Annotated in this window: 18 protein-coding genes; 13 read left to right on the top strand and 5 right to left on the bottom strand. The window is 52.7% G+C overall.

Translation table 11 applies throughout. The features are described from left to right. Together AACZ40_RS19440 and AACZ40_RS19435 are read left to right on the top strand one after the other, a co-directional pair. Positions 1 to 310 (top strand): aquaporin (locus AACZ40_RS19440; protein WP_339675503.1); only part of this gene is annotated, 310 nt, incomplete at its 5' end. A gap of 66 nt (positions 311 to 376) precedes the next feature. Further along, positions 377 to 1,408 (top strand): SMP-30/gluconolactonase/LRE family protein, encoded by a 1,032-nt coding sequence (locus AACZ40_RS19435; RefSeq protein WP_291170049.1) that lies wholly within the window; start codon positions 377 to 379, stop codon positions 1,406 to 1,408. Between the two features lie 3 nt (positions 1,409 to 1,411). Here the strand turns inward: AACZ40_RS19435 and AACZ40_RS19430 are convergent, their stop codons facing one another. Both AACZ40_RS19430 and AACZ40_RS19425 read right to left on the bottom strand, forming a co-directional pair. Then, positions 1,412 to 3,076, bottom strand: coding sequence for a glycosyltransferase family 39 protein (locus AACZ40_RS19430; RefSeq protein ID WP_291170047.1), 1,665 nt, complete (start codon positions 3,074 to 3,076; stop codon positions 1,412 to 1,414). Between the two features lie 204 nt (positions 3,077 to 3,280). Continuing rightward, positions 3,281 to 3,853 (bottom strand): helix-turn-helix domain-containing protein, encoded by a 573-nt coding sequence (locus tag AACZ40_RS19425; protein ID WP_044238118.1) that lies wholly within the window; start codon positions 3,851 to 3,853, stop codon positions 3,281 to 3,283. A gap of 994 nt (positions 3,854 to 4,847) precedes the next feature. Here AACZ40_RS19425 and AACZ40_RS19420 point away from each other — a divergent pair. Both AACZ40_RS19420 and AACZ40_RS19415 read left to right on the top strand, forming a co-directional pair. Beyond that, positions 4,848 to 5,804 carry an HAD family hydrolase gene (locus AACZ40_RS19420; RefSeq protein ID WP_291170039.1) on the top strand — a complete coding sequence of 319 codons (957 nt, stop codon included), beginning with the start codon at positions 4,848 to 4,850 and terminating at the stop codon, positions 5,802 to 5,804. A gap of 182 nt (positions 5,805 to 5,986) precedes the next feature. Beyond that, the gene (locus AACZ40_RS19415; RefSeq protein WP_291170037.1) at positions 5,987 to 6,496 is read left to right on the top strand and encodes a beta-hydroxyacyl-ACP dehydratase; all 510 of its coding nucleotides are present in this window, start codon (positions 5,987 to 5,989) and stop codon (positions 6,494 to 6,496) included. Between the two features lie 55 nt (positions 6,497 to 6,551). Here the strand turns inward: AACZ40_RS19415 and AACZ40_RS19410 are convergent, their stop codons facing one another. The 3 genes from AACZ40_RS19410 to AACZ40_RS19400 all read right to left on the bottom strand — a co-directional run bounded on the left by AACZ40_RS19410 (position 6,552) and on the right by AACZ40_RS19400 (position 10,090). Beyond that, the gene (locus AACZ40_RS19410) at positions 6,552 to 7,961 is read right to left on the bottom strand and encodes a glucose-6-phosphate isomerase (RefSeq protein ID WP_291170035.1); all 1,410 of its coding nucleotides are present in this window, start codon (positions 7,959 to 7,961) and stop codon (positions 6,552 to 6,554) included. A 42-nt stretch (positions 7,962 to 8,003) separates the two neighbouring features. Then, positions 8,004 to 8,564 carry an orotate phosphoribosyltransferase gene (pyrE, locus tag AACZ40_RS19405; protein ID WP_291170033.1) on the bottom strand — a complete coding sequence of 187 codons (561 nt, stop codon included), beginning with the start codon at positions 8,562 to 8,564 and terminating at the stop codon, positions 8,004 to 8,006. Positions 8,565 to 8,806: 242 nt separating this feature from the next. Further along, the gene (locus AACZ40_RS19400) at positions 8,807 to 10,090 is read right to left on the bottom strand and encodes a L,D-transpeptidase family protein (RefSeq protein WP_291170031.1); all 1,284 of its coding nucleotides are present in this window, start codon (positions 10,088 to 10,090) and stop codon (positions 8,807 to 8,809) included. A 313-nt stretch (positions 10,091 to 10,403) separates the two neighbouring features. Between AACZ40_RS19400 and AACZ40_RS19395 the strand changes: the two genes are divergently transcribed. The 9 genes from AACZ40_RS19395 (at position 10,404) to AACZ40_RS19355 (ending at position 20,278) form a co-directional block, all read left to right on the top strand. Next, complete coding sequence (locus tag AACZ40_RS19395) at positions 10,404 to 11,078, top strand: ABC transporter ATP-binding protein (protein WP_291170029.1); 675 nt, start codon at positions 10,404 to 10,406, stop codon at positions 11,076 to 11,078. Positions 11,079 to 11,142: 64 nt separating this feature from the next. Then, positions 11,143 to 12,501, top strand: coding sequence for an FtsX-like permease family protein (locus AACZ40_RS19390; RefSeq protein ID WP_291170027.1), 1,359 nt, complete (start codon positions 11,143 to 11,145; stop codon positions 12,499 to 12,501). A gap of 192 nt (positions 12,502 to 12,693) precedes the next feature. Next, positions 12,694 to 14,052, top strand: a complete 1,359-nt coding sequence (locus AACZ40_RS19385; protein ID WP_291170025.1) for a DUF5690 family protein — start codon at positions 12,694 to 12,696, stop codon at positions 14,050 to 14,052. Beyond that, positions 14,049 to 14,822: a phytanoyl-CoA dioxygenase family protein gene (locus AACZ40_RS19380; RefSeq protein ID WP_291170023.1), complete on the top strand. Its 774-nt coding sequence runs from the start codon at positions 14,049 to 14,051 to the stop codon at positions 14,820 to 14,822. Before AACZ40_RS19385 ends, AACZ40_RS19380 begins: the two co-directional genes overlap by 4 nt. Before the next feature lie 5 nt (positions 14,823 to 14,827). Next, complete coding sequence (locus tag AACZ40_RS19375) at positions 14,828 to 15,433, top strand: HD domain-containing protein (protein ID WP_291170021.1); 606 nt, start codon at positions 14,828 to 14,830, stop codon at positions 15,431 to 15,433. A gap of 457 nt (positions 15,434 to 15,890) precedes the next feature. Continuing rightward, positions 15,891 to 16,604, top strand: coding sequence for a hypothetical protein (locus AACZ40_RS19370; protein WP_291170019.1), 714 nt, complete (start codon positions 15,891 to 15,893; stop codon positions 16,602 to 16,604). Between the two features lie 130 nt (positions 16,605 to 16,734). Then, positions 16,735 to 17,655 carry a hypothetical protein gene (locus AACZ40_RS19365; RefSeq protein WP_291170017.1) on the top strand — a complete coding sequence of 307 codons (921 nt, stop codon included), beginning with the start codon at positions 16,735 to 16,737 and terminating at the stop codon, positions 17,653 to 17,655. A 76-nt stretch (positions 17,656 to 17,731) separates the two neighbouring features. Beyond that, the gene (locus AACZ40_RS19360; RefSeq protein WP_339675494.1) at positions 17,732 to 18,922 is read left to right on the top strand and encodes a hypothetical protein; all 1,191 of its coding nucleotides are present in this window, start codon (positions 17,732 to 17,734) and stop codon (positions 18,920 to 18,922) included. A 162-nt stretch (positions 18,923 to 19,084) separates the two neighbouring features. Further along, positions 19,085 to 20,278, top strand: coding sequence for a hypothetical protein (locus tag AACZ40_RS19355; RefSeq protein ID WP_291170012.1), 1,194 nt, complete (start codon positions 19,085 to 19,087; stop codon positions 20,276 to 20,278). Positions 20,279 to 20,511: the final 233 nt, after the last annotated feature.

Genomic DNA, 20,511 nt, shown 5'->3' with positions numbered 1-20,511 from the left:
GCTGACCTGGATGCTGATGTTTGTTGTGTTGTGTGTGAGTACCGGCGCCAAAGAGACCGGCATCCTGGCCGGTGTCGCCGTCGGTGCCGTCATCGCACTCGAAGCCATGTTTGCCGGACCCATCTGCGGCGCTTCCATGAATCCGGCCCGCTCACTGGCACCGGCGCTGGTCAGCAACAACCTGCAGTCCCTCTGGCTGTATCTCATCGGCCCTACAGCTGGCGCGATCCTGGCGGTTCCGTCACTCTGGCTGGTACGCAATAACCGGGGCGCCAAAGCCGCTGAAACAACTGAAGAACCTGTAAGCTGATACCATCAGGATAAACCACTCGAAAATCGCTCGTATCATAATCAAAATCTCAGAGAGGGTTACACCATGATCCACTGGCAACACATTCTGGTCTGGGGCATCGCTTGTTCCAGCTTCGCAGTTTCCCTGGTGTACGCGGAGACTCCCGCACCGTCCGGCGATGCTTCCATCGTTTCACCCGATGCGAAAATCGAAGAGCTCTGGGTCGATACAGGCTTCACCGAAGGTGCCTGCGTCAGCAGGGATGGTATCATCTATTTCAGCGACATCAATTTTGCCGGCGGCAAAGGTAAGATCATGGCCTTTGATCCCGCGAGCGGCAAAACCACCATCTTCAGTGCCGACAGTGGACAGAGCAACGGGCTGATGATCAACAAAAAAGGCAAGATGCTCGCAGCCTGTGGTGCCAATAACGGCAAGCAGTGCCTGGCACAAATCACGAAAAACGGAAAAGTCAAACCGATTGTCGAAACGTTCGAAGGCAAAAAATTCAACGCCCCGAATGACCTGGTCATTCATCCCAAAGGCTGGGTCTACTTCACTGATCCCCGCTATGTCGGACACGAGCCGCTGGAACTCGATCACATGAGTGTGTTTCGGTATGACCCCAAAACAAAAACCGTGCACCGCGCCACCACCGATATCACAAAACCAAATGGCGTTGTGGTTTCACCCGATGGAAAGACACTGTATGTCGCAGAGACCGACAATGGTGCCAGCGGCCTGGAGAAAGAACCACCCCAAGAACCCAAACTGCGAATGACTCTGAATGCGTTCCCGATCAAAAAAGATGGTTCGCTCGGAAAGAAAAAAGTCCTGGCAGATTTCGGCGATAAAGAAACCGGCATCGACGGCATGACCGTTGATCAGAAAGGTAACATCTACGCCGCGTTTCGGGCGGAGAGCCGGTTTGGCATCGTGGTCTTTTCTCCGGAAGGCAAAGAGCTGGCTTACATCCCGACACCAGGTCTGCCAACTAACTGCACGTTTGGAATCGGCGACGACGCAACCACCCTCTATATCACAGCCGGGAGCGGACTGTACCGGATCCCCTGTAAAATCCCCGGCTTTCACCCGGCGCTGCCCGTCGATCAATAATCGTCAGCGTCCGTCCTTCAGGGAAACCAGTCGGCCCAACGGCACCTGTTGACGTGTAACTTCTTTGACGACCGTCCACTTGTCTGAGCTCTGCGTCTGCAGCAGTTCAGGCAGGTAGGGATTTCGTTGAAAGTACAAGACATACGGTGAAACCGGTCGCTCTGACTCAAAGGGAACCAGTTGGATTCCTTTACGTTGGAGCTCTGGTGTTTCCTGCAGCATCTGCAGCCACGCGGGATGCAGAATCGGTGCGATCTGGATGATGCTGTTGGCGGGGACTTCCTGAGTGACTTCCGCTAACAGCTCCGCCGTCAGTGAATCTCCCCAGTAGGTCGCTTCCATGCCCATCTGATCCGCCCCGTTCAAGCCCCCCGTGAGCAGACTGTAATAACTGAGCCAGCAGGGCGCATACAGCAGCGAACCAGTGAACTGCGACAGCATCAACAGTGTGACCGCGATGATGGCCACCCTCTGTCCAAAGCGGCGGGTGAACCAGTTCATTTCGATAGCTGCCCCCAGCCCGATCAGAATCGCCAGCAGCGGGAAGACCATCAGAAACAGCCGCACGCCATCGTAAACGGTAATGCCGGGCAGCGTGAATAAGATGAGAGGCCACAACAGTGACAGAAAAAGCAGCAGCTCACCCGTCGGTCGCTTCTGCTGATCCGTTTTGAAATCCCGCCAGAGCTTTGTGACACCGAAACTGCTGCAGATCAACAGTCCGACGGGAACCGTTGTCAGCAACATCACCCAGGCGTAATGCCAGGGCAGATCGCGGTCGGCATATTTCGTCCCGAAGTATTGCACATATAACGCCGCCCGCCCGGTTGTTCTGCCCAGGTATTCACTGAGATGTCCTGCCGGATCAAACCAGAGCCACGGCCAGCCCAGAAAGAACACCAGGACCCCCACGCCGCCCCAGCAGAACAGAGGCAGCAACGCCTGCTGTCGCCATTTCCAGATTGCCCACACAATGACGGGAATCGGAATCAGTACCGCCTGAATTTTGGTAAGCAGCGCCAGCCCGAGGAGGATGCCGGTCAGACAGGCCCGTTTTTTCGAGGGCGCCTGCTGCATGTCCCAGAACTGAACCACCGCCAGTACCGCCAGGACATAAAACAGCGCCGTCGGCATCTCCAGGGCGGCCAGATGAGCGTGTCCGAACAGACGAGGCAGCGCCAGCAGAGAAGCCGCTGCAATCAGTGCTCCCTGATGACCCGTCCGCAGAAAGGTAAACCAGCCCACCAGGAATACCAGGCAGGCAAAGCAGACCGCAGATGCATACCGGCCATAAGTGACGACAAACGGGCGACTCTCGTCACCTGCGAACGTCGCCACCGTCTCATGGGACAGACCAATCAAAAACCGCCCCAGTGGCGGATGGTCGGGCAGATAGTTTGGATGCTCAAAGATTTCCCGCAGGCTTTCCGGTGCAAGGATTCCCAGCCCATACGCGCGCATCGCCCGCACGAGAAACACGCCCTGCCCGACATTAAAGGGTTCATCAACGGTCATCCCCGGACCGGGTCCGGTGAAGGAGAGATCGTCTGCACAATCCAGTTGGGAACTCACGAGCAGCAACGACAGTCCCGCCAGCAACAGGTACCAGAGCATGGCAGCAGGTCGCCGTTTGATAGAAGCGTCGGGGGAAGGCTTGTGTTGTTTCATAACTGTCATTATGCAGAAAGTCGGCGCGTAAAAAAACCCGACCAAGAGTTTGACCTCTTAGCCGGGTTTAGTCGTTCACGCAAACCAGCAAATCCCTTTGCGATTGTTCTGGTTGTCCAGTGGGTCGCTCTCTCGACACCGTCCATAATATCGAGAACTACGCTTCCCTGGCATGCTCACCTTAAGGCATTCCTGCCCGGTCTATCAGGCGATCTGCTTTTTACGTCCAACCAAGGTCCGAATCCGTTCGGCCAGTAATGCTGCGTCAAATGGTTTCCGGAAAGTTTCGTTGAACAATGTTCTGTCGAAACCGCTGGCGTTGTCTTCATCGCTCAGCAGGGCAATCAGAACAGAGTCTGTATAGTCTTTGTTTCTTCGCAGGTTCTGAGCGATCATCAGAGCTTCATTGCGACCCATTGCGAAATCTACGATCACGCAGTCGGGGTGCAGTGATTCAGCCTGGATTCCAGCTTCAAAACCACTTACGGCATATTCAATCTTGAAATCTTCTGTTGCCATCAGATCGTCAAGGCTGGCACGAACCTGGGTGTCAGCACCCACGAGCAACAACTTGCCCATGGCTTCGTCTTCCAGTTCGCCTAAAGGCATACCGTGTTCTTTAAGAAATCGAATAAGGTGCTCACGTGGGATTCGTCGGTCCTGAGAACCGGGGATCCGGTATCCTCTCAGACGGCCGGAGTCGAACCACTTACTAACCGTGCGGGGTGCAACCTTACAGATCTTTGCTACTTGGCCAGTAGTGAAGATCGTTTTCATTGCGGGCTCTCCAATCACATGCTTGGCAAATCTATTCGAAGAAAGGTTACTTCTCTTCTTGCTTTAACCCCCACTACTGTTGCGGCTATCCTGGCCAGTCAGTTTCAAGTTGTAACCTGAGTAGTCTTGGGTCGGGGTTTGTTTAAGGAGACAGCATCTCCAGAAACTGTTTCAAAATGCCAATCTTTAATTTTAAGGAAATTTGGGATCTGGTACGTAATACTTTTTTGGGGTTGGACTGAATGACAATCGCAATACCATTCAGATCAGTTCGTCAGACTAGATCCGTCTTGTCCTCTCCCCCCTTACAGACCATTGAAGGGATTGAACCCGTCAAACTGATGTTGACTGGTTCGACGTGGTTTTTACGTCTTTCCGGTTTCAACCGTCTGCCCTAATTGCATCGACGAAACTGGAGTGAGGACTTTAAGCTCTTTGACAAGAGAGAGTGCAGTAGCAACAGAGACGCTCGGATTAGCTGGCAGGGAAGAATCAACTGTGAGGAATATCTGGCCGTAATCCTCTATAATTCAGGCACTTAAATCACTTGTGAGAAACACTTAAGATATGAACCAAATTTCTGCAGGCACTTGAATTTTTCACACGGGTTTTGGGCATTTTTTCAGCCTGCGGCCCGGGAGCGGGCGGATAACCGTCAGGACAACAGCAGCCTGCATCAGGTTCAAGATATTGCACCTGTCATACCTATTACGACGGAGCGTACGGGTTGTGTTGGAGGAATTTCTAAAACTCCTAAACGATCGTCTCCTATCGGAATACTACTGAAATCACTTTTTTCGCTTGCCCTCTCGCAGATGTCTCGTCTAAGATCAAGGCACATTCCCAGCCAGCCCGTCCGGAACTTCAATTCACGATGAGTTGCAGTTCCTTCTGGCCAGCAGATCGTTTTCCATTCACAACGATTCAGTGATCTCTGAAAGTTGACTTCTGTTTCTGATTCCAGCCAACTCAATCCGGAAATAATGCACTCACTATGGCGCAGACACTCCAAGAATATGCTGAATGGTTAACCAGCCGCGATGACCTGATCTGGCCCGTCGCACCCCAGCTGGTTGTCCCCAAAGCCACTCCCTTCTTAAAACCTCTGCCAGGAATCAAAGCGGTCACTTTTAGTGTCTATGGTACATTACTCCACATTGCCGATGGCTGCCTGCTGTTTGATCACGAACAGCAACTCAGAATGCAGATCGCCCTCGACAAAACCATTAAAGAATTCAACATGTGGAACAGCATGTCCCGTAAACCAGGTGCCCCCTGGGAATACATGCTCTCACAATATCGCAGCCTGCTGGCAGACATGCAGATTTCCAGCAAGACCGCCAAAGGAGAAAAGCCGGAAATCAATGTCGTGGAACTCTGGAAACAGCTCATCACGCGACTGCAGAAGAATGAATACACGTTCGACGAATCCTTATACGGAAACCTCGACGACTTCAGCCTGAAAGTGGCTTACTTCTTTCACGCTTCACTCCAGGGTATTCAACCCATGCCCGAGGCTTTAGCGACCCTTGTAGATTTAAGCAAACGGGGTAAAAAGATCGCCCTCTTCGCTGATGCACAACCTTTCACTCTGGTTCAACTGCTGAGGGGACTGAGCGCGCAAGGTAAGCTGCCACCACTGTCTGAGCTCTTCACCCAGGAATGCTTCTGCTTATCCTGTCGCGAAGAGGTCCGTAAGCCATCAGCGTCTCTTTATGAGAGACTGCTTGAGCGATTTGAACAGTCGGGAGTCGCTCCTGACGAAATCCTGCATGTGGGCACCCGCATCGAAGACGATCTGGCAGTAGCCCGGCATTTCGGCCTGAAAACCGCATTATTCGCCGGCGATTCACTCAGTGTGCATGCCAGTAAAGCGCAAGTCCGCAGCTCAGAGACAAAACCTGACAGATTGATCACCAGTTTAGGCCAATTAGCCGAAATCCTCGATTAACATTATTTCCGACTTTTGTTAGTATCACGGTTTGATCACGAAGGGAACTGGCCCGTTTCAGCAGACAGATGCGCGGGCATTCCCGAAATTCACCTTATATACCCTTTTCATATAGACAATGGTCCCTGCCAGAGAACCAGGGCCATTTAAAATATTGATGACCCTAATGGAGAAGAGAGAACATGCCTCCCAAGTTGCTTTATGGTGGAATCGACTTCGATTTTGACAACCCCGTGTTCGGAATTGAAGACATCAGGGAAATTAACCCTCAGCGATTTGAGATGGAACAGCTCTCCGGAATCGTGCATATCGACCGGGAAAACCATGGGATTGTCGGCTTTAAAGATGTCCGCGAAGACGAATTCTGGGTCCGGGGCCATATGCCCGGCTTCCCCTTGATGCCCGGCGTCATTCTCTGCGAATGCTCGGCGCAGCTCGCCGGGTTCTATGCACGCAAGTACAAACTGCTGGGCGGCGATTTTCTCGGATTCGGCGGAATGAACGATGTCCGCTTCCGCAGTCCCGTCTTCCCCAATCAACGCCTGGTCATCATGGCACAACTCGCGCGGATTCGCGCCGGCAAACGCGCTGAATTCAACTTCCAGGGACTCGTCGGCGACAGCATGGTCTTCAGCGGACAGATGATTGGTGTGCCCATCGACAAAAACCAGGAAATTCCCGGGAAAGCCTGATTCGGATTCCAGAATATCTGTACTCCCCGGGTTCACTCAACACGGGCCCGGGAGTTCAGCGATTCAACACTTCCTGCATGTTCTTCTTGTAAGCTTCCACGCCTGGCTGACCATACGGATTGATCTTAATCAACCGTCCTTCCAGCACCGTTGCCAGCATCAGCATCTGCAGTGTCTGCCCCACCGTATATTCATTTAACTCCGGCAGAATCAGATCCGCCGTCGGACGATTGACGTCGGCGTAAGCCCGGTTGGTCCCTTCAATCGCCGCAGACAGAATATCGGGAATGGTTTTGCCTTTCAGCTTATTGAGATCATCCTGGTTCTCATTGTCTGGCACCATGGGAACCGCGACGTCTTCGGTTCCTGCCCGTTCGACAATCACATTGGTGATCAGTTTGTCGAGCGCCCCTTCCTGGTGCTGTTGACCGCGGCTATGCAGATCGCGTGTATTGACGACCGTCAAAGGAGTTGCCCCCTGCTCTGCTTTCCCCAGGCTTTCTGCCAGCAACTGATCGTACCACAGCCCCAGCGCTTCCAGGCGTTTTCCCCAGGTAGACAGCACGCGAATGGAAACATTCTTCTCACGCTCAAACAGGTGACAGGTCGCCGTGTAATCCATGACCGGGTTGTCACCCAGAGGCTGAGAGTTAAACCGCTCCGTCATGTCAGCGGCTCCCTGCAGCAGCTGCCTGATATCGATGCCCATGACGGCAGCCGGGAACAGACCTACCGCGGTAAAGACGGAAAAGCGACCGCCGACATTGTCGGGAATCGGAAAGATATCTTCGTAGCCTTTTTCATTCGAGAAGTTCCTCAGCTTGCCTTCCAGGCCGGTAATCGGGACGACCAGCGATCGGCTCACTGCGGAATCAGGACCGTAATACGCTTCCAGCGCTTCCCGGAACAGACGGAAACCCACGGCGGTTTCCAGCGTACCACCCGATTTACTGATCACGGTCAGACTCCACCGCTGCAGCAGATCTGCCGGGTCCTGGCAACCGGTTTCCAGCAATTCCTTCAATGCAGAAATGGAATCGTTGTCGACATTGTTCCCTTCAAAATACAGACGGGGCACACCGTTTCGCTGCTGGCGCGTCAGTTCGTTATGCCAGGGATGACACAAGGCTTCGAACAAGGCCCGCATCCCCATATAAGATCCCCCGATCCCCAGAACCACGAAGCGGTCCGACTCTTCGCGCAGCTCGCGGGCCTTGGTTTCAATTCTGCCCAGCAGGCTTTCCTCTTTTTTCGCCTCGTATTCATCCAGCAGTTGTTGGGGCAGATTCTGGAAACCGGCGTCCAGCGGCTGTTTGTCGGCGGGGATCTGATCGGTGCCCAGCAACTCAATATCCTTGAGCATTTCATCGCGGGCCGCCAGCAGATCGGGCTGCAGCGTTTCATACCACTTACCGTCGATTAATCGTCGCGCCGCTGAATCGTCATATCGCAGGAAACTGGTCATCGGGAAGACCTCTTTCATTTAAGCACTGGAAACGGACTTTAATTATTCATCTTCTGCAGGAGGGTCGATGCCGAAATCCACAATCGAAAGCAGCGACTCGAACGGGATGTTGCGTTTCGCAAAATTGGCTGCCCCGCCCTGCAGACGATCGACAACACCCAGGGCCTTGATTACCTTGCAGCCAAACTCTTCGGCCCGGTCCACCGACAGCAGGGCGCTGCCCGCGGTGGTGATGACATCATCGACAATCACCACTTTATCGCCTGGCTTTACGGGACCTTCCACATATTTGTTCGTGCCATGCCCCTTGGCTTCTTTGCGTACCATGAAACCATTCAGGGCGCGGCCCTGCTCGGCAGCAATCGCCAACACGCCGGCAACAATCGGATCAGCGCCGATCGACATGCCGCCGATGGCATCGAATTCGGTATCGCCCAGTAGTTCCAGCAGGCCCGCTGATACCTGACGCAGACCATGCGAGTGCAGCACGACCTGCTTTCCATCCAGGTAATAAGTACTTTTCTTACCTGACGCCAGTGTGAAATCGCCGAACTTTAAAGCCCGTTCCCGAAACAACTCGATCAGCTTTTCCCGATCATACATGAATGCTCTGTCCCTAACCTGAATGTGTGACGTTATCGAATGCGGAACCAGTCAGCGCACGTCTGATACCAGCGCTTAATTCCGGTTTCGCCACACGTATTCTACAGGCTTGAATTCAACATTCAAACGGACCACGGGAAAAGAATGCCCGAAAACGTGTTTATTACACTGCCACAGGCAGCAGACACAGCACGGGGCACAGGTGAGTGTGCTGATTCGCCCGGGTTTTCAGCGACGGCATCTCAGGGGCGAATCACGACTTCCGAGCCAATACCCAGCAGGTCGTAGACTTCCGCGACATGCTCATTCAGCAGCCGCACACAGCCCTTCGATTCCGCTTTGCCAATCGAAGCCGGATCAATCGTGCCATGAATTCCGTAACTATCGCCGATGTCAATCCAGCGTTCCCCCAGCGGGTTGGTCGGATCATCATTGGCAATCACGCCATCGGAGCCGTAATAGACAGGATCAACCAGTTTGTCTTTCACCACAAACTTGCCGACAGGCGTCGACTGATCTTTGCCGGTTCCAATCGAATATCTGCGAACAAAGTAACCATGGGCGTGTACGGTTAAGGTGAAGTCACTCAGATCCACGAATGCATTGAAGGGGCCTTTGATGACTTTCAATTTCTGACCCGGCCGGATCTTCACAGGGTCAATCTGATTCAGTTTCGCCAGGTACTCCCAATTAATATGATAATCTTTCGCGACTTTACGAAGCTGATCACCGGGTTGAATCTCATAGGGTGTCATAAAATGAGGCTGCGGTGAAAAGTAAATCAGCCGCGCCGTCTCTTCGATCCGTGATTTGATCACGGGATACAGCTCGGGCTGGGCCCAGTAGATTTTAGAAAGGCTTTTGTGTGCTTCGAGAATCTTTCGCTGTTGAATCAGCTCATCAATGGCGATCAGATCGGGAATTTCCTGCTGCGCCGGGCTGCCACCAATCTCCTCTTTAAAGCTCGCGTGTTCGGCGGTTTTAATGACGGGGTTGCTGGCGCGTTTAATTCCTTCCGGCGGTTGTAACTGGCGAGGCGCACGCGGGTCAACGGTCTGCCGCGCAGACATTGCTGGCGGTTCCTGCGGTAAAGGCTGTGCCGAACCTTTGAACTGCTCGGGTTTCTTAAAAAACTGAGGCTCTAATGCTTCATTCACCGGGGAATCAACGATGGTTTCCGCTTCGACAATCTGTCCGCTCAGCGTTCGCTTGTAAATGCGTGGCAGTTCAATGTCGCGGGTTTTGTAAGCACGCTGATTATCATTCCCTTCGGGCAATGCTTCCGCGGGTGGTTCGGACTGGGCAATGATCGTCTCCTGGGACAGAACCGGTTCGGCTTCATTGTCCTGCGATTCCGACTGTGCCGGAGCCTGATGCGACTCTTCATGCAGGGCACCGGTGGGAGCACTACTCACCTGAAAAGGCAGCAGATCATACTTCCAGGCAGCTGTTCCCAGAATCCCCAGTCCGGCAATCATGATAAAACGAAAGGGAGTTATCCATCGGCCCCGGTTACGACTTCGCATCTTGTCTTCTTCCTTGATTCACAATCCATCCGTGTATTGGTTTTAATCAGAAAGGCGGAACTATAGCAAATCCGCCCGATTAAGCCTACGGCGATCTCCCGAAATCCGACTTGCGTGTCCAAAGACGTAAGTCATATATTAATAATTGTTTAAGAGAGAACCACCAGACCCCGCCGATCAGCGGGAATTGCAAACTTTTGACAAAACAACCCTAGTCAACTGCACGCTTATTGCATAACATTTGCAAAAACAAACATGATTTTTGCGGCCTGTCTCAGCAGACCGCCTTCTCAGCCTGTCAATCGAGGTCAGTATGTCTCTGCTGCTGGAAAATGTGAAAAAGAGTTATCGTGAACCTGATGGCTCCTCGCTCCCGATTCTGGATATCGAACGCTTTGAAATCAAAGACCAGGAACAGGTTGTCCTGATCGGCGAAAGCGGATCCGGAAAATCCACCCTGCTGAATGTCATTTCCGGCATCACTGCCGTCGACAGCGGTAAAGTCACCATTGCCGGCACCGAGATCGCCTCGATGGCTGAAGTGGTCCGGGACCAGTTCCGGGCAGAACGCATCGGCATTGTCTTCCAGACCTTCAATCTGCTGCCCGCGTTTTCTGCCCTGGAAAATGTGCTGCTGGGTATGAGCTTTTCCCGGAAAAAACCGAGTCGCGACCGCGCCAAAGAATTACTGGCGCTCGTGGGACTCGAACACCGGCTGCATCACCATCCCCGGCAGATGTCAGTCGGGGAACAGCAGCGCGTCGCCGTGGCCCGCGCCCTGGCTAACCAGCCCCGACTGCTGCTGGCGGATGAACCCACGGCGAACGTCGACCTCGCCAATCAGCAGACGATCCTGGAATTGCTCCGCGACGCCTGCCATCAAAACCAGATCGCCATGCTGCTGGTCACCCACTCTCAGGAAGTCGCGAAACAGTTTGAACGCGTAGAGTCTCTGGCAGAATTTAACAAGGTGCATGCCCGCGTCTGACAGCGGCGATTCGTTACGGTAACATTCATTATCCTTATCTTTTGCGAACAAAGTAATTTTCCCTATGAATACCCTGACCATTGCCTGGAAAAGTATCCGACAACGCCGCGTCGCCTCACTGCTGACGGCACTCAGCGTTGCCCTGGGTGTGACATTGATGATTTCTGTCCTGGTCATCAATGGGGTCATTGATCGCATGTTTAACCAGACCGCCAGTGGATACGACCTGATTGTCGGCCCCAAGGGAAGCGCACTGCAACTGGTGTTGAACACGGTTTTCCGTGTGGGGGCCCCCATCGAAAATCTGCCCTACCGTTATTATACCGAGCTGAAAAACGACTCTCGCATTGAAGAAGCCATTCCGTTCGCGATCGGCGATGTCACCCAGAAAGGGGGCTTCCCGATTGTAGGCACCATTCCCCGCTACTTCGCACTCGAATACATTCCTGGTCGTCATTTTCGGATCAACAAAGAGGGAAAGTTTCTGCCAGGCACCTGGGATTCGGTCATCGGTTCTGCGGTGGCGAAACAGAACAACTGGAAGATGGGTGACGAATTCAGCCTCATACATGGTTCCGCTGAAAGTGGCCACGTACACGATGAGAAATTCAAAATCGTCGGCATCCTGGCTCCCACGGGAACTCCCAACGACCGGACCGTCTTCGTCAATCTCCGCGGTTTTTACCAGGTCTCCGGTCATGAAAAACCCCTGGAAGAAGCCATCCGCCGCGAAGCCGCATTCTTCGGTGAAAAAGTCGATGAAGAAAAATTGAAAGCCCGGCTGAAAGAAAGTGCCGCCCATGACCACCATGATCACAGCGGCCACGATCATGGACATGACCACGGACATGAAGTTCCCGATGCACAGAAAGAAGTCACCGCGATCCTCGTGCAGATGAAAGGGGATCGTCTCCGCGGCTTCTCCACCATCAAGTTTCAGTCCGAACTGAAAGAAGGCAACCAGGCACAGGCCGTCAATCCAATTCAACAGATCAGCTGGCTCATGACCAACATCGTAGGCAATATCCGCACCATGCTGATTATCTTGACTTCGTTGATCATCGTCGTTTCCGGAGTCGGGATTTTCGTGAGTATTTACAATTCGATGTCTGACCGCAAACGGGAAATCGCCATCATGCGTGCCTTGGGTGCAGGCCGCACCACCGTGTTTGGTATCATCCTCTCTGAGTCCGTCCTGCTCTGCCTGGGGGGTGGCATTCTGGGAATCATCCTCGGACACGGACTGGTCTTCGTAGCCGCGCCGATTATCGAAGCCCGCAGCGGCCTCTTGATCAATCCCTTCGCCTTCAGTTCCACAGAACTGTTCCTGCTGCCGATCCTCGTGGTCCTGGCATCCCTGGTCGGTTTCATCCCCGCCATGACCGCCTACCGCACCGACGTCGCCAGTACTTTGAGTGACTGATGTAGAATTTTTTCGAACCCGAAAACAGCCTATCTGAAACGCTTCTGCGAACATTGAAGAACATGTTGTAGCCTCTGCAGCGCGTTCTTCATCCATAATTCACACCCGCCTCACTCGCACTTCATGCTGGTTCTTTAGACTACCTGTCATTACAAACACCTGAAATGACAGCCTCTTCAGTACTGATGCCGCATGCGATTTCAATCGGAGTACATCTCGACGCATCTGGAACAGAGCAACCGAGGTGTCCTGACCGCCTGGTCGGTGGTGGCTGCATTTACCACTTACTTCTGTATGTATGCCTTCCGAAAACCGTTTACCGTCGCGCAGTATGAGGATCTGGTCTTTTGGGGCGTCGGCTATAAAGTCATTCTGCTGTTTGCCCAGGTCAGCGGTTATGCCCTTTCGAAACTGATCGGCATAAAAGTCATCTCCGAAATGACGCCCCATCGCAGGGCTGCCATGATTCTGACGCTGATAGCGATCGCCCATCTGGCACTGCTGCCATATGCGATTGCCCCATACTGGTTAAAGCCGCTCTTTCTATTCTGTAACGGCTTACCACTGGGTATGGTATTTGGCTGCGTTTTCGCGTTCCTCGAAGGGCGACGTGTAACCGAAGCGATGGCTGCCGGCCTGTGTGCCAGTTTCATCATGGCTTCCGGAACCGTTAAGTCCGCAGGTGCCATTCTGATGCAGTCGTATGGTGTCTCCGAATTCTGGATGCCTTTTCTTACCGGTACCCTGTTCTGGCTCCCACTCCTGGTCGGAGTCTGGATGCTGGAGCAGATTCCCCCGCCCAGTGAACTGGATGTGGCTGCCCGCTCGAAACGCTCCCCCTTCAACGGGATTGAACGCAGACAATTTTACTCTCGCAATGCTCTGGGTCTGACAGTTTTGATACTGCTTATGGTCCTGCTCACCATCTTCCGCAGCGTGCGTGATGACTATGCTGCGGAAATCTGGTCTGGATTTGGCGTTGAAAAACCGCAGATTTTTGCCCAGTCAGAATTCCTGGTCGCCATCGCTGTAATTACTTTGAGCGCGGTCGTTGTCTTTATCTCAGCGAACTACCGTGCTTTTCTGACAGGTATGACCATGGTCGGTCTCGGCTTCGGGTGTGCTCTGGCGACCACACTCTATTACTGGGGAACCACCGACTGGACAGAAACGACCGCGTTCCAGTTCATGGTGCTGATTGGCATCAGCCTGTATGTGCCTTACGTCCTGTTTCATACCACCGTTTATGAGCGTGTCATCGCTATGATTCGCGATAAAAGTAACGTTGGATACCTGCTCTATCTTGGAGATTTTGCAGGATACTTCAGCACGGTGATCCTGATGGTCATCGTCAATCTTATCTTTCAGAAGAATCTGGATTTCGTAGCCCTGTTGTTCTGGCTGGCAATGATCATCTCCCCCGTCTCGATTGTGGGAACGCTGGTTGTCGCCTGGTACTTTGGCAGGAAACAGTCGGTCAGTGAAAACGGACGATTACTGGAACTGGAAACCGAAACCAGCCTGACCCCCAATACAGGTATTGTATCATGAACATAACGCTGTCTGTTACCCAACTCGACCGTTGGAATCAAACGGGATATATCAAAATCCCCGGTTTTCTCACGGCCGCTGAAACGGAAAACCTGCGTGAGTGGGTCGATGAAATCAGTTCCTGGCCTGCCGACGATGAAAAATGGATGCACCATTTCGAACAGACACCGTTCGGCGTGCGGCCCGCCCGTACAGAATACATCCTGGCATTTCACTCTGGCATCCGCCAGTTGCTTACACAGGGTAAAATCCCCGAATGTGCCGGTGAATTAATGGGAGAGCCAGCGATTCTGTATAAGGAAAAAATCAACTATAAATACCCGGGTGGTGGCGGCTACGCAGCTCATCAGGATGCCCCCGCATATGAATTCATTCGGAATCATATCACCTGTTCCGTTGCCGTCGATGCTGCCACTCCTGAAAACGGCTGTCTCTTCTTTGCCCCCGAACTGCATCAGCGGGGGCTGCTGCATCTGGATAAGAATGGCTGCATCGACGCTGAATACGCTGAAACTCTGGATTGGGAGCCGATTCCCATGCAGCCGGGTGATGCACTCTTTTTCAGTTCGTATGCACCTCACAAAAGTCCTCCCAACGCAACCGAACAATCACGTAGAACGTTATACCTCACTTATAACGCCGTCACGGAAGGTGATCTGCGAGAAGAATACTACGCCGACAAACGCCGTTCGTTCGCCCAGGCTGATCCCACCAGCGACGAGAAACTGAAAATCAGTAAGATTGGTCATTTTGATGGAAAGCCAGCATAGAAGACATGAAAGAAAAAATCGAACTCTCACTTTGTGATGTCCTGGCGCTCACGAAGACACCTGCGGAGCGAGTGACATCCCTCTTCGAGTTGATGCAGGATCACGGTCAGAGCTTCTATGACGAAGCGGTCACTCAACTGGAACACGCACTTCAGGCTGCGCATCTCGCGAAACAAAGCCATGCCACGATGGAGCAGATCACCGCGGCACTACTGCATGATATCGGACACTTCCTGATGGACGAGCACGACGAACAGAACCAGTTTCTCGCAGAAGACTGGCAGCACGAAACAGTCGGTGCCCAGCAGCTGGATCCCTTCTTTGGCAAGGCGGTCACCGAACCCATCATTCTGCATGTACCTGCCAAACGCTACCTTTGCACTGTCAATGCCGACTATTTCAACGGGCTCTCCCGCGCATCACAACGCAGTTTTGAACTCCAGGGAGGCCTGATGACCGACGCCGAAATCGCAGAATTTGAACTTAATCCATTTCACCACACCGCCGTTTTACTCAGACGCTGGGACGATGGCGCGAAGGTCAAAGAGCTGAAAGTGCCTGGCCTGCAGGAATACCACAAAGAAGTGGTAAGTTGTCTGGAACACGCCTGACATTTATTTCCAAGCGGAGAATGGCAATGTTGTTCTGAATAGCAGCCAGACGTCTGGTAATCCCTGATTCACATAAACTGTTACAATTATGAGCCTTATGACACAGGCTCTGTCCCAGACCGGGCTGAGATTCTTAAGATTGATAAAAATTCAACAAAAACCAGCCCGATTACGTATATACTGAAGGAGCCGGTATGTACATGATATCGGCATCAGGCTGGAATCAGAGGTTCCGGTTCAGCAGCTTGAAGACGAGCCGCCTCTCGTCATGCTGTCTGATTTCTCTGGTTTTCTCTGCAATTTCAGGGTGATCTCGACCCGGATGCATGATATGATAATATGATAAATTGAGGAGCGTCTGGCCCAGCGGTCAGTACCGGCTCCTGCGTGATCGCTGATGATTTTGTTGACTTATTCTATTTCTGTTATCCGCTGATTTTTTGAAAGGCCTTGCAAGATGTCGCAAGTTCTTGATGGTTCCAATCATTCGCTGCAAAACCCTGCTGACTTTCAGGACGAATTTTCGTACAAACCTGTTCCCCCGACCGCAGTGGTAGGTCTGGCTCTCGCTCTGTTTTCCTTTATTGCCCTGTTTGGCATTATTGGTCTGGGTATTGCCGTCACGGGTATCGTTGTTTCCCTGATCAGCCTCTGGAACATCAAACGCTCCGCAGGTGAACTGGGGGGAAGAATGGTGGCGACTTCAGGAGTGGCTCTTTCGGCCTTCTTCCTGGTCAGTGGTGTCGCTTACCAGTCGTATGTCTACGCTAATGAAGTTCCGGAAGGCTATCACCGCCTGAACTTCAGCAGCGATATCTCTGCCAAAGGCTTCGTCACCAAAGATGGGGTCCAGGCCGTCAATCCGGACGTACTTGAACTCGACAAGAAAAACGTGTTCCTCAAAGGTTACATGTACCCCACCCGCGATACCCAAAACCTCAAAAGCTTCATCCTGGTCAAAGATAATGGCCAATGCTGCTTTGGAGGACAGCCTGATGTGAAAGATATGATCCTGGTAGAAATGCAGGGCGATAAACGTGCTGATTTTTATGCAGGCCTGGTATCCGTCGCAGGAGAGTTTCTGGCGGAAGCCCCCACCACAGCAGGCGAACTGAGACCCGTCTATCAATTAAAGGGAGACCACTTCGAGCAGGCCCGTACTGCTTACTGATAGAGAGTGACGGTTTTCCTCAACAACTGAATTCATCACACTGGAAATCTCACAATTAGCGTTAACTGTTTATTTGAATGGCTCAGGTTGATCTTCAGTCTGAGCCATTATCAACTTTGTCAGGAAGTTGGTGCAACCACCCGATCATCAGGAGATTGATCACGTGCAGGCCCACCTGAATCCTACCCGACCGTTTATATTCACTTTCACACTTTTTGTCCTGAGCAGTCTGGCTCTGTTTGTCAGCGGATGTTCCTCATCCGAGTCTACCGATTACCGGCAGTTCAGCGAAAAGATTGATCACGATCGTCCCGAGACTGACACCCAGCCGGACACGACCGTGGCTGATGCCACACCAGAACAAAAGCCCGTCGAACCGGCGGCGCAGGTCGAGACTTCTTCCACAGCTCCTGTGAAACCGGAAGTCACTGTCCCCCCTTCAGAACAGACAGCCTCTGTAACTGCGAAATCGGATGCGGCCCCTCAGAACACAAGTGAGAAGACGCCCGCCGATACCACATTGCCCGTCGTCGCACAGAGACCCGATCCGAAACTGCGGGCGATGACAAAAGAAGAAGTCGCACAGGAAAAGAGTGCCAGTGAACCACGGGAAGTCAAAATCCTGGTGAAAGACCGCTCTTTCCGCAGGACTTCCCCTGAAAACGCGTTGCTGGTGAATTATGATGATATCGACTTACTCAAAGTCATGAATATGGAACCGGTGACTCCCGAAGCCCCAGACCTCATGCCGGAATGGCTGAAAAACCTGGACGGCAAACGCATTCGCATCCGCGGGTTCATGTATCCTCCGTTTCAGCAGACAGGCAATGAATATTTTATGCTCGCGCGCGACAACCAGATCTGCTGTTTTGGCAAGAACCCTAAGATCTACGATCTGTTTCCCGTGATTATGCGGGAAGGAGTCACCGCTGACTATATTCTCAATCGTCCGTTTGATGTAGTCGGGGTCTTCCATATCAATGCGGAAAGCTTTGACGGAGAACTCGAACGCATCTACACGATTGACGATGCCATCATCATTGATAAATAATGAAGAAGTACCCGACAAATAACGATTTTCAATCGTTTCACTAATAACTGTTTTCTACCGCCACGAGGTTCGGCACATGACTGGTCTGACAAAGTATTTTCATCACCGCGTATTTCTGGCACTCATTTGTGGCCTGATCGTATTCGCACAGACACCGGCTCTCACCGCCTGTCCTTTCTGTTCTGCACCGTCACTGACATTGACCGAACAGCTTTCACAGTCTGACGTCGCCGTGCTGGCACAATGGACAGAAGCAGAGAAAGGAACGCTGGAGAAAGCAGGCACAACCGTCTTCGAAGTTAAAGAAATCGTGCGGCAGTCAGACAAAGAAAAACTCAAGGCCGGCGATCAGATCACCATCAATCGACATCGCCCCGGCAAGAAAGGCAACCTGTTTCTGCTGCTGGGAACCAAGGGAGCCGAAGTCGACTGGGGCGATCCCATCGAAGTCACCGAAACCAGCTTCCACTACATTTCACAGGCACCCGCCCCGGAAGTAAAAACATCCAAGCGCCTCACGTACTTTCTGAAGTTTCTGGAATATCCCGACCAGATGATCTCCAACGATGCGTATGCCGAATTCGCAAATGCACCTTATGAAGATATCACCCCGCTCTCCAAAGAAATGCCCCGCGAAAAAATCCGCAAGTGGCTCATCGATCCGGACACACCGGTCACTCGCATCGGACTCTACGGTTTGCTGCTCGGGCTTTGCGGCACCGGGGAAGACGTCTCCTTCATGGAAAAGAAAATCAACGAGCCCACCAAGGAATTTCGCCTGGGCATCGATGGTGTCATTTCCGGATACCTGCTGCTGACCGGTGCAGACGGCCTGGATAAAATTGATGAAACGAAATTCGTACCCAAAGATGTCGCATTCAGCGAAACCTACGCCGCCATGCAGGCCCTGCGGTTCATGTGGACCTACGGCGATGGACGCATCGACAAAGAACGTCTGCGAAAATCCATGCGGCTGCTGCTCGACCGCCCCGAACTGACCGACCTGGTCGTGGCTGACCTCGCCCGCTGGGATGACTGGTCTGTCATCGATCGCCTGATGGAAATGTACGGCACAGGAGACTACGATATCCCTTCAATCAAACGGGCCATCGTTCGCTACCTGCTTGTCGCATCCAAAGGCAAGAACAAAAAAGGAGAGGGCCCCGATCCAGCCACCACCGAAAAAGCGAAAAAACTGCTCGATCAATTACGTAAAGACGACCCGAAAACCGTCCAGAGCGCAGAGCGATTCTTCTTTCTCAAATAAGATACAGAGAATCGTTTCTCGCAGGATGACAGCGGGAAGTTGTTACAATCCGGGAACGTTTCACATTTAACCAGCGTCTCTTTATCGATTCTGTTCGGTCCACAGGGCCTTGCAGACGCGACAGTAAAAACGGAACACAGTCTCAAGACCGAAGGATCGGTGATGAACGTGCGAAAAGAAACCGGTATCAGACGCTGCGGTATGTTTGTCCTTTGCGGTCTTGTGCTGCACTTTTACCTGTCGCAGCTGGCTGCCTGCCCCTTCTGTCCGGGCCCTTCCACGACACTTTCCGAACAGCTGTCACAAGCCGATGTCGCCCTCCTGGGACAATGGTCGAGCGCCGTGGCGGGAACGTTTGAAAAAACGGGACAGACCAGCTTCCAGATTTCGGAGGTACTGCATCAACCTCTGAAAAGTAATCTGAAAGCCGGTGAGCAGATTACTTTGTCGCGCCACTATGACGGCAAACCGGGCGAGCTGTTTCTGCTGACGGGATCCCGTGGCATCAGTCTGCACTGGAACGAACCGGTGGCAGTCACTATCGCCAGCATTGAATATTTAAAACGGGCGCCCTCGCAGGAAGGGGAAACGAGTCACCGACTCCGGTATTTCCTGAAACACCTGGAACATCCGGATCAGATCATTGCCAACGATGCCTTTGCCGAATTCGCGAATGCCCCGTTCGAAGCAGTCACCCCCCTGGCGGAAGAATTGCCTCGCGAAAAACTGCGCAGCTGGCTGGAAAACGAAAACACGCCTGTTCCCCGACTGGGGCTGTATGGACTGCTGCTGGGTCTGTGTGGCCAGGAGTCAGACATCCAGTTCATGGAAGCAAAGATCCGTGTGCAGGCCCGGGAAATCCGCATGGGCATCGGAGGCCTGATGTCCGGATACCTGCTGCTGACAGGTTCTGCGGGCCTGGACAAAATCGATGAAACCAAGTTCAAAGATAAAACAGCCGCCTTCAGTGAAACGTTTGCCGGAATGCAGGCACTGTCTTTCATGTGGACTTTTGGAGCAGATCAAATTGAGAAACGCCGCTTGAACCAGTCCATGCGGCTGCTGCTGGAGCGGCCCGAACTGGCGGATCTGGTGATCGCGAATCTGGCGCGATGGGAAGACTGGACCGTGATGGATCGTCTGGCTGAACTGTACGCTGCGGAAGACTATGATGTACGCTCGATTAAGAAAGCCATCATCCGCTATTTCCTGCGGGCTTCCCTCGTTCCGCCCACCAATGCAAGTGGCACTGATTTAGAGACATCCCGAAAAGCAAAAGCGTTTCTCGAACTGCTGCGACTGACAGACCCCAAGACCGTACAGAGTGCCGAACGTTTCTTTCATCCGCGACGGTGATTGGTCGGCATTTCGTTTTTTCGCCGTGGGAACGTTGTCAGCTGACATCGTCTTCCGCTAGAGTAACAGTAGCCGTTTTACCCTGTCCGTGCACTGTTTAAAGAGAAGAATCCCGATCATGCCGCGCGTCATCTGTACTGCTAAAATGTGTGAATTCGGTCCGCATTTCGAAATCCTGCAGGCCGCCGGTTTCGACGTGGAGACTGTGCCCACAGAAGTCGATCTCCGCAGAG

Origin of the sequence: uncultured Gimesia sp. (assembly GCF_963972345.1) — a bacterium.
Taxonomy (GTDB): domain Bacteria; phylum Planctomycetota; class Planctomycetia; order Planctomycetales; family Planctomycetaceae; genus Gimesia.
The sequence above is the reverse complement of the archived record's forward strand: the minus strand, read 5'-3'. Positions and strand labels throughout refer to the sequence as shown.

Bases quoted from the DNA above. Each gene is read 5' to 3' on its own strand.
- AACZ40_RS19425 (WP_044238118.1), bottom strand. From the start codon at position 3,853: ATGAAAACGATCTTCACTACTGGCCAAGTAGCAAAGATCTGTAAGGTT.
- AACZ40_RS19395 (WP_291170029.1), top strand. From the start codon at position 10,404: ATGTCTCTGCTGCTGGAAAATGTGAAAAAGAGTTATCGTGAACCTGAT.
- AACZ40_RS19400 (WP_291170031.1), bottom strand. From the start codon at position 10,090: ATGCGAAGTCGTAACCGGGGCCGATGGATAACTCCCTTTCGTTTTATC.
- AACZ40_RS19410 (WP_291170035.1), bottom strand. From the start codon at position 7,961: ATGACCAGTTTCCTGCGATATGACGATTCAGCGGCGCGACGATTAATC.
- AACZ40_RS19420 (WP_291170039.1), top strand. From the start codon at position 4,848: ATGGCGCAGACACTCCAAGAATATGCTGAATGGTTAACCAGCCGCGAT.
- AACZ40_RS19430 (WP_291170047.1), bottom strand. From the start codon at position 3,076: ATGAAACAACACAAGCCTTCCCCCGACGCTTCTATCAAACGGCGACCT.
- AACZ40_RS19415 (WP_291170037.1), top strand. From the start codon at position 5,987: ATGCCTCCCAAGTTGCTTTATGGTGGAATCGACTTCGATTTTGACAAC.
- AACZ40_RS19370 (WP_291170019.1), top strand. From the start codon at position 15,891: ATGTCGCAAGTTCTTGATGGTTCCAATCATTCGCTGCAAAACCCTGCT.
- AACZ40_RS19375 (WP_291170021.1), top strand. From the start codon at position 14,828: ATGAAAGAAAAAATCGAACTCTCACTTTGTGATGTCCTGGCGCTCACG.
- pyrE (WP_291170033.1), bottom strand. From the start codon at position 8,564: ATGTATGATCGGGAAAAGCTGATCGAGTTGTTTCGGGAACGGGCTTTA.
- AACZ40_RS19360 (WP_339675494.1), top strand. From the start codon at position 17,732: ATGACTGGTCTGACAAAGTATTTTCATCACCGCGTATTTCTGGCACTC.
- AACZ40_RS19355 (WP_291170012.1), top strand. From the start codon at position 19,085: ATGAACGTGCGAAAAGAAACCGGTATCAGACGCTGCGGTATGTTTGTC.
- AACZ40_RS19385 (WP_291170025.1), top strand. From the start codon at position 12,694: ATGCGATTTCAATCGGAGTACATCTCGACGCATCTGGAACAGAGCAAC.
- AACZ40_RS19390 (WP_291170027.1), top strand. From the start codon at position 11,143: ATGAATACCCTGACCATTGCCTGGAAAAGTATCCGACAACGCCGCGTC.
- AACZ40_RS19435 (WP_291170049.1), top strand. From the start codon at position 377: ATGATCCACTGGCAACACATTCTGGTCTGGGGCATCGCTTGTTCCAGC.
- AACZ40_RS19380 (WP_291170023.1), top strand. From the start codon at position 14,049: ATGAACATAACGCTGTCTGTTACCCAACTCGACCGTTGGAATCAAACG.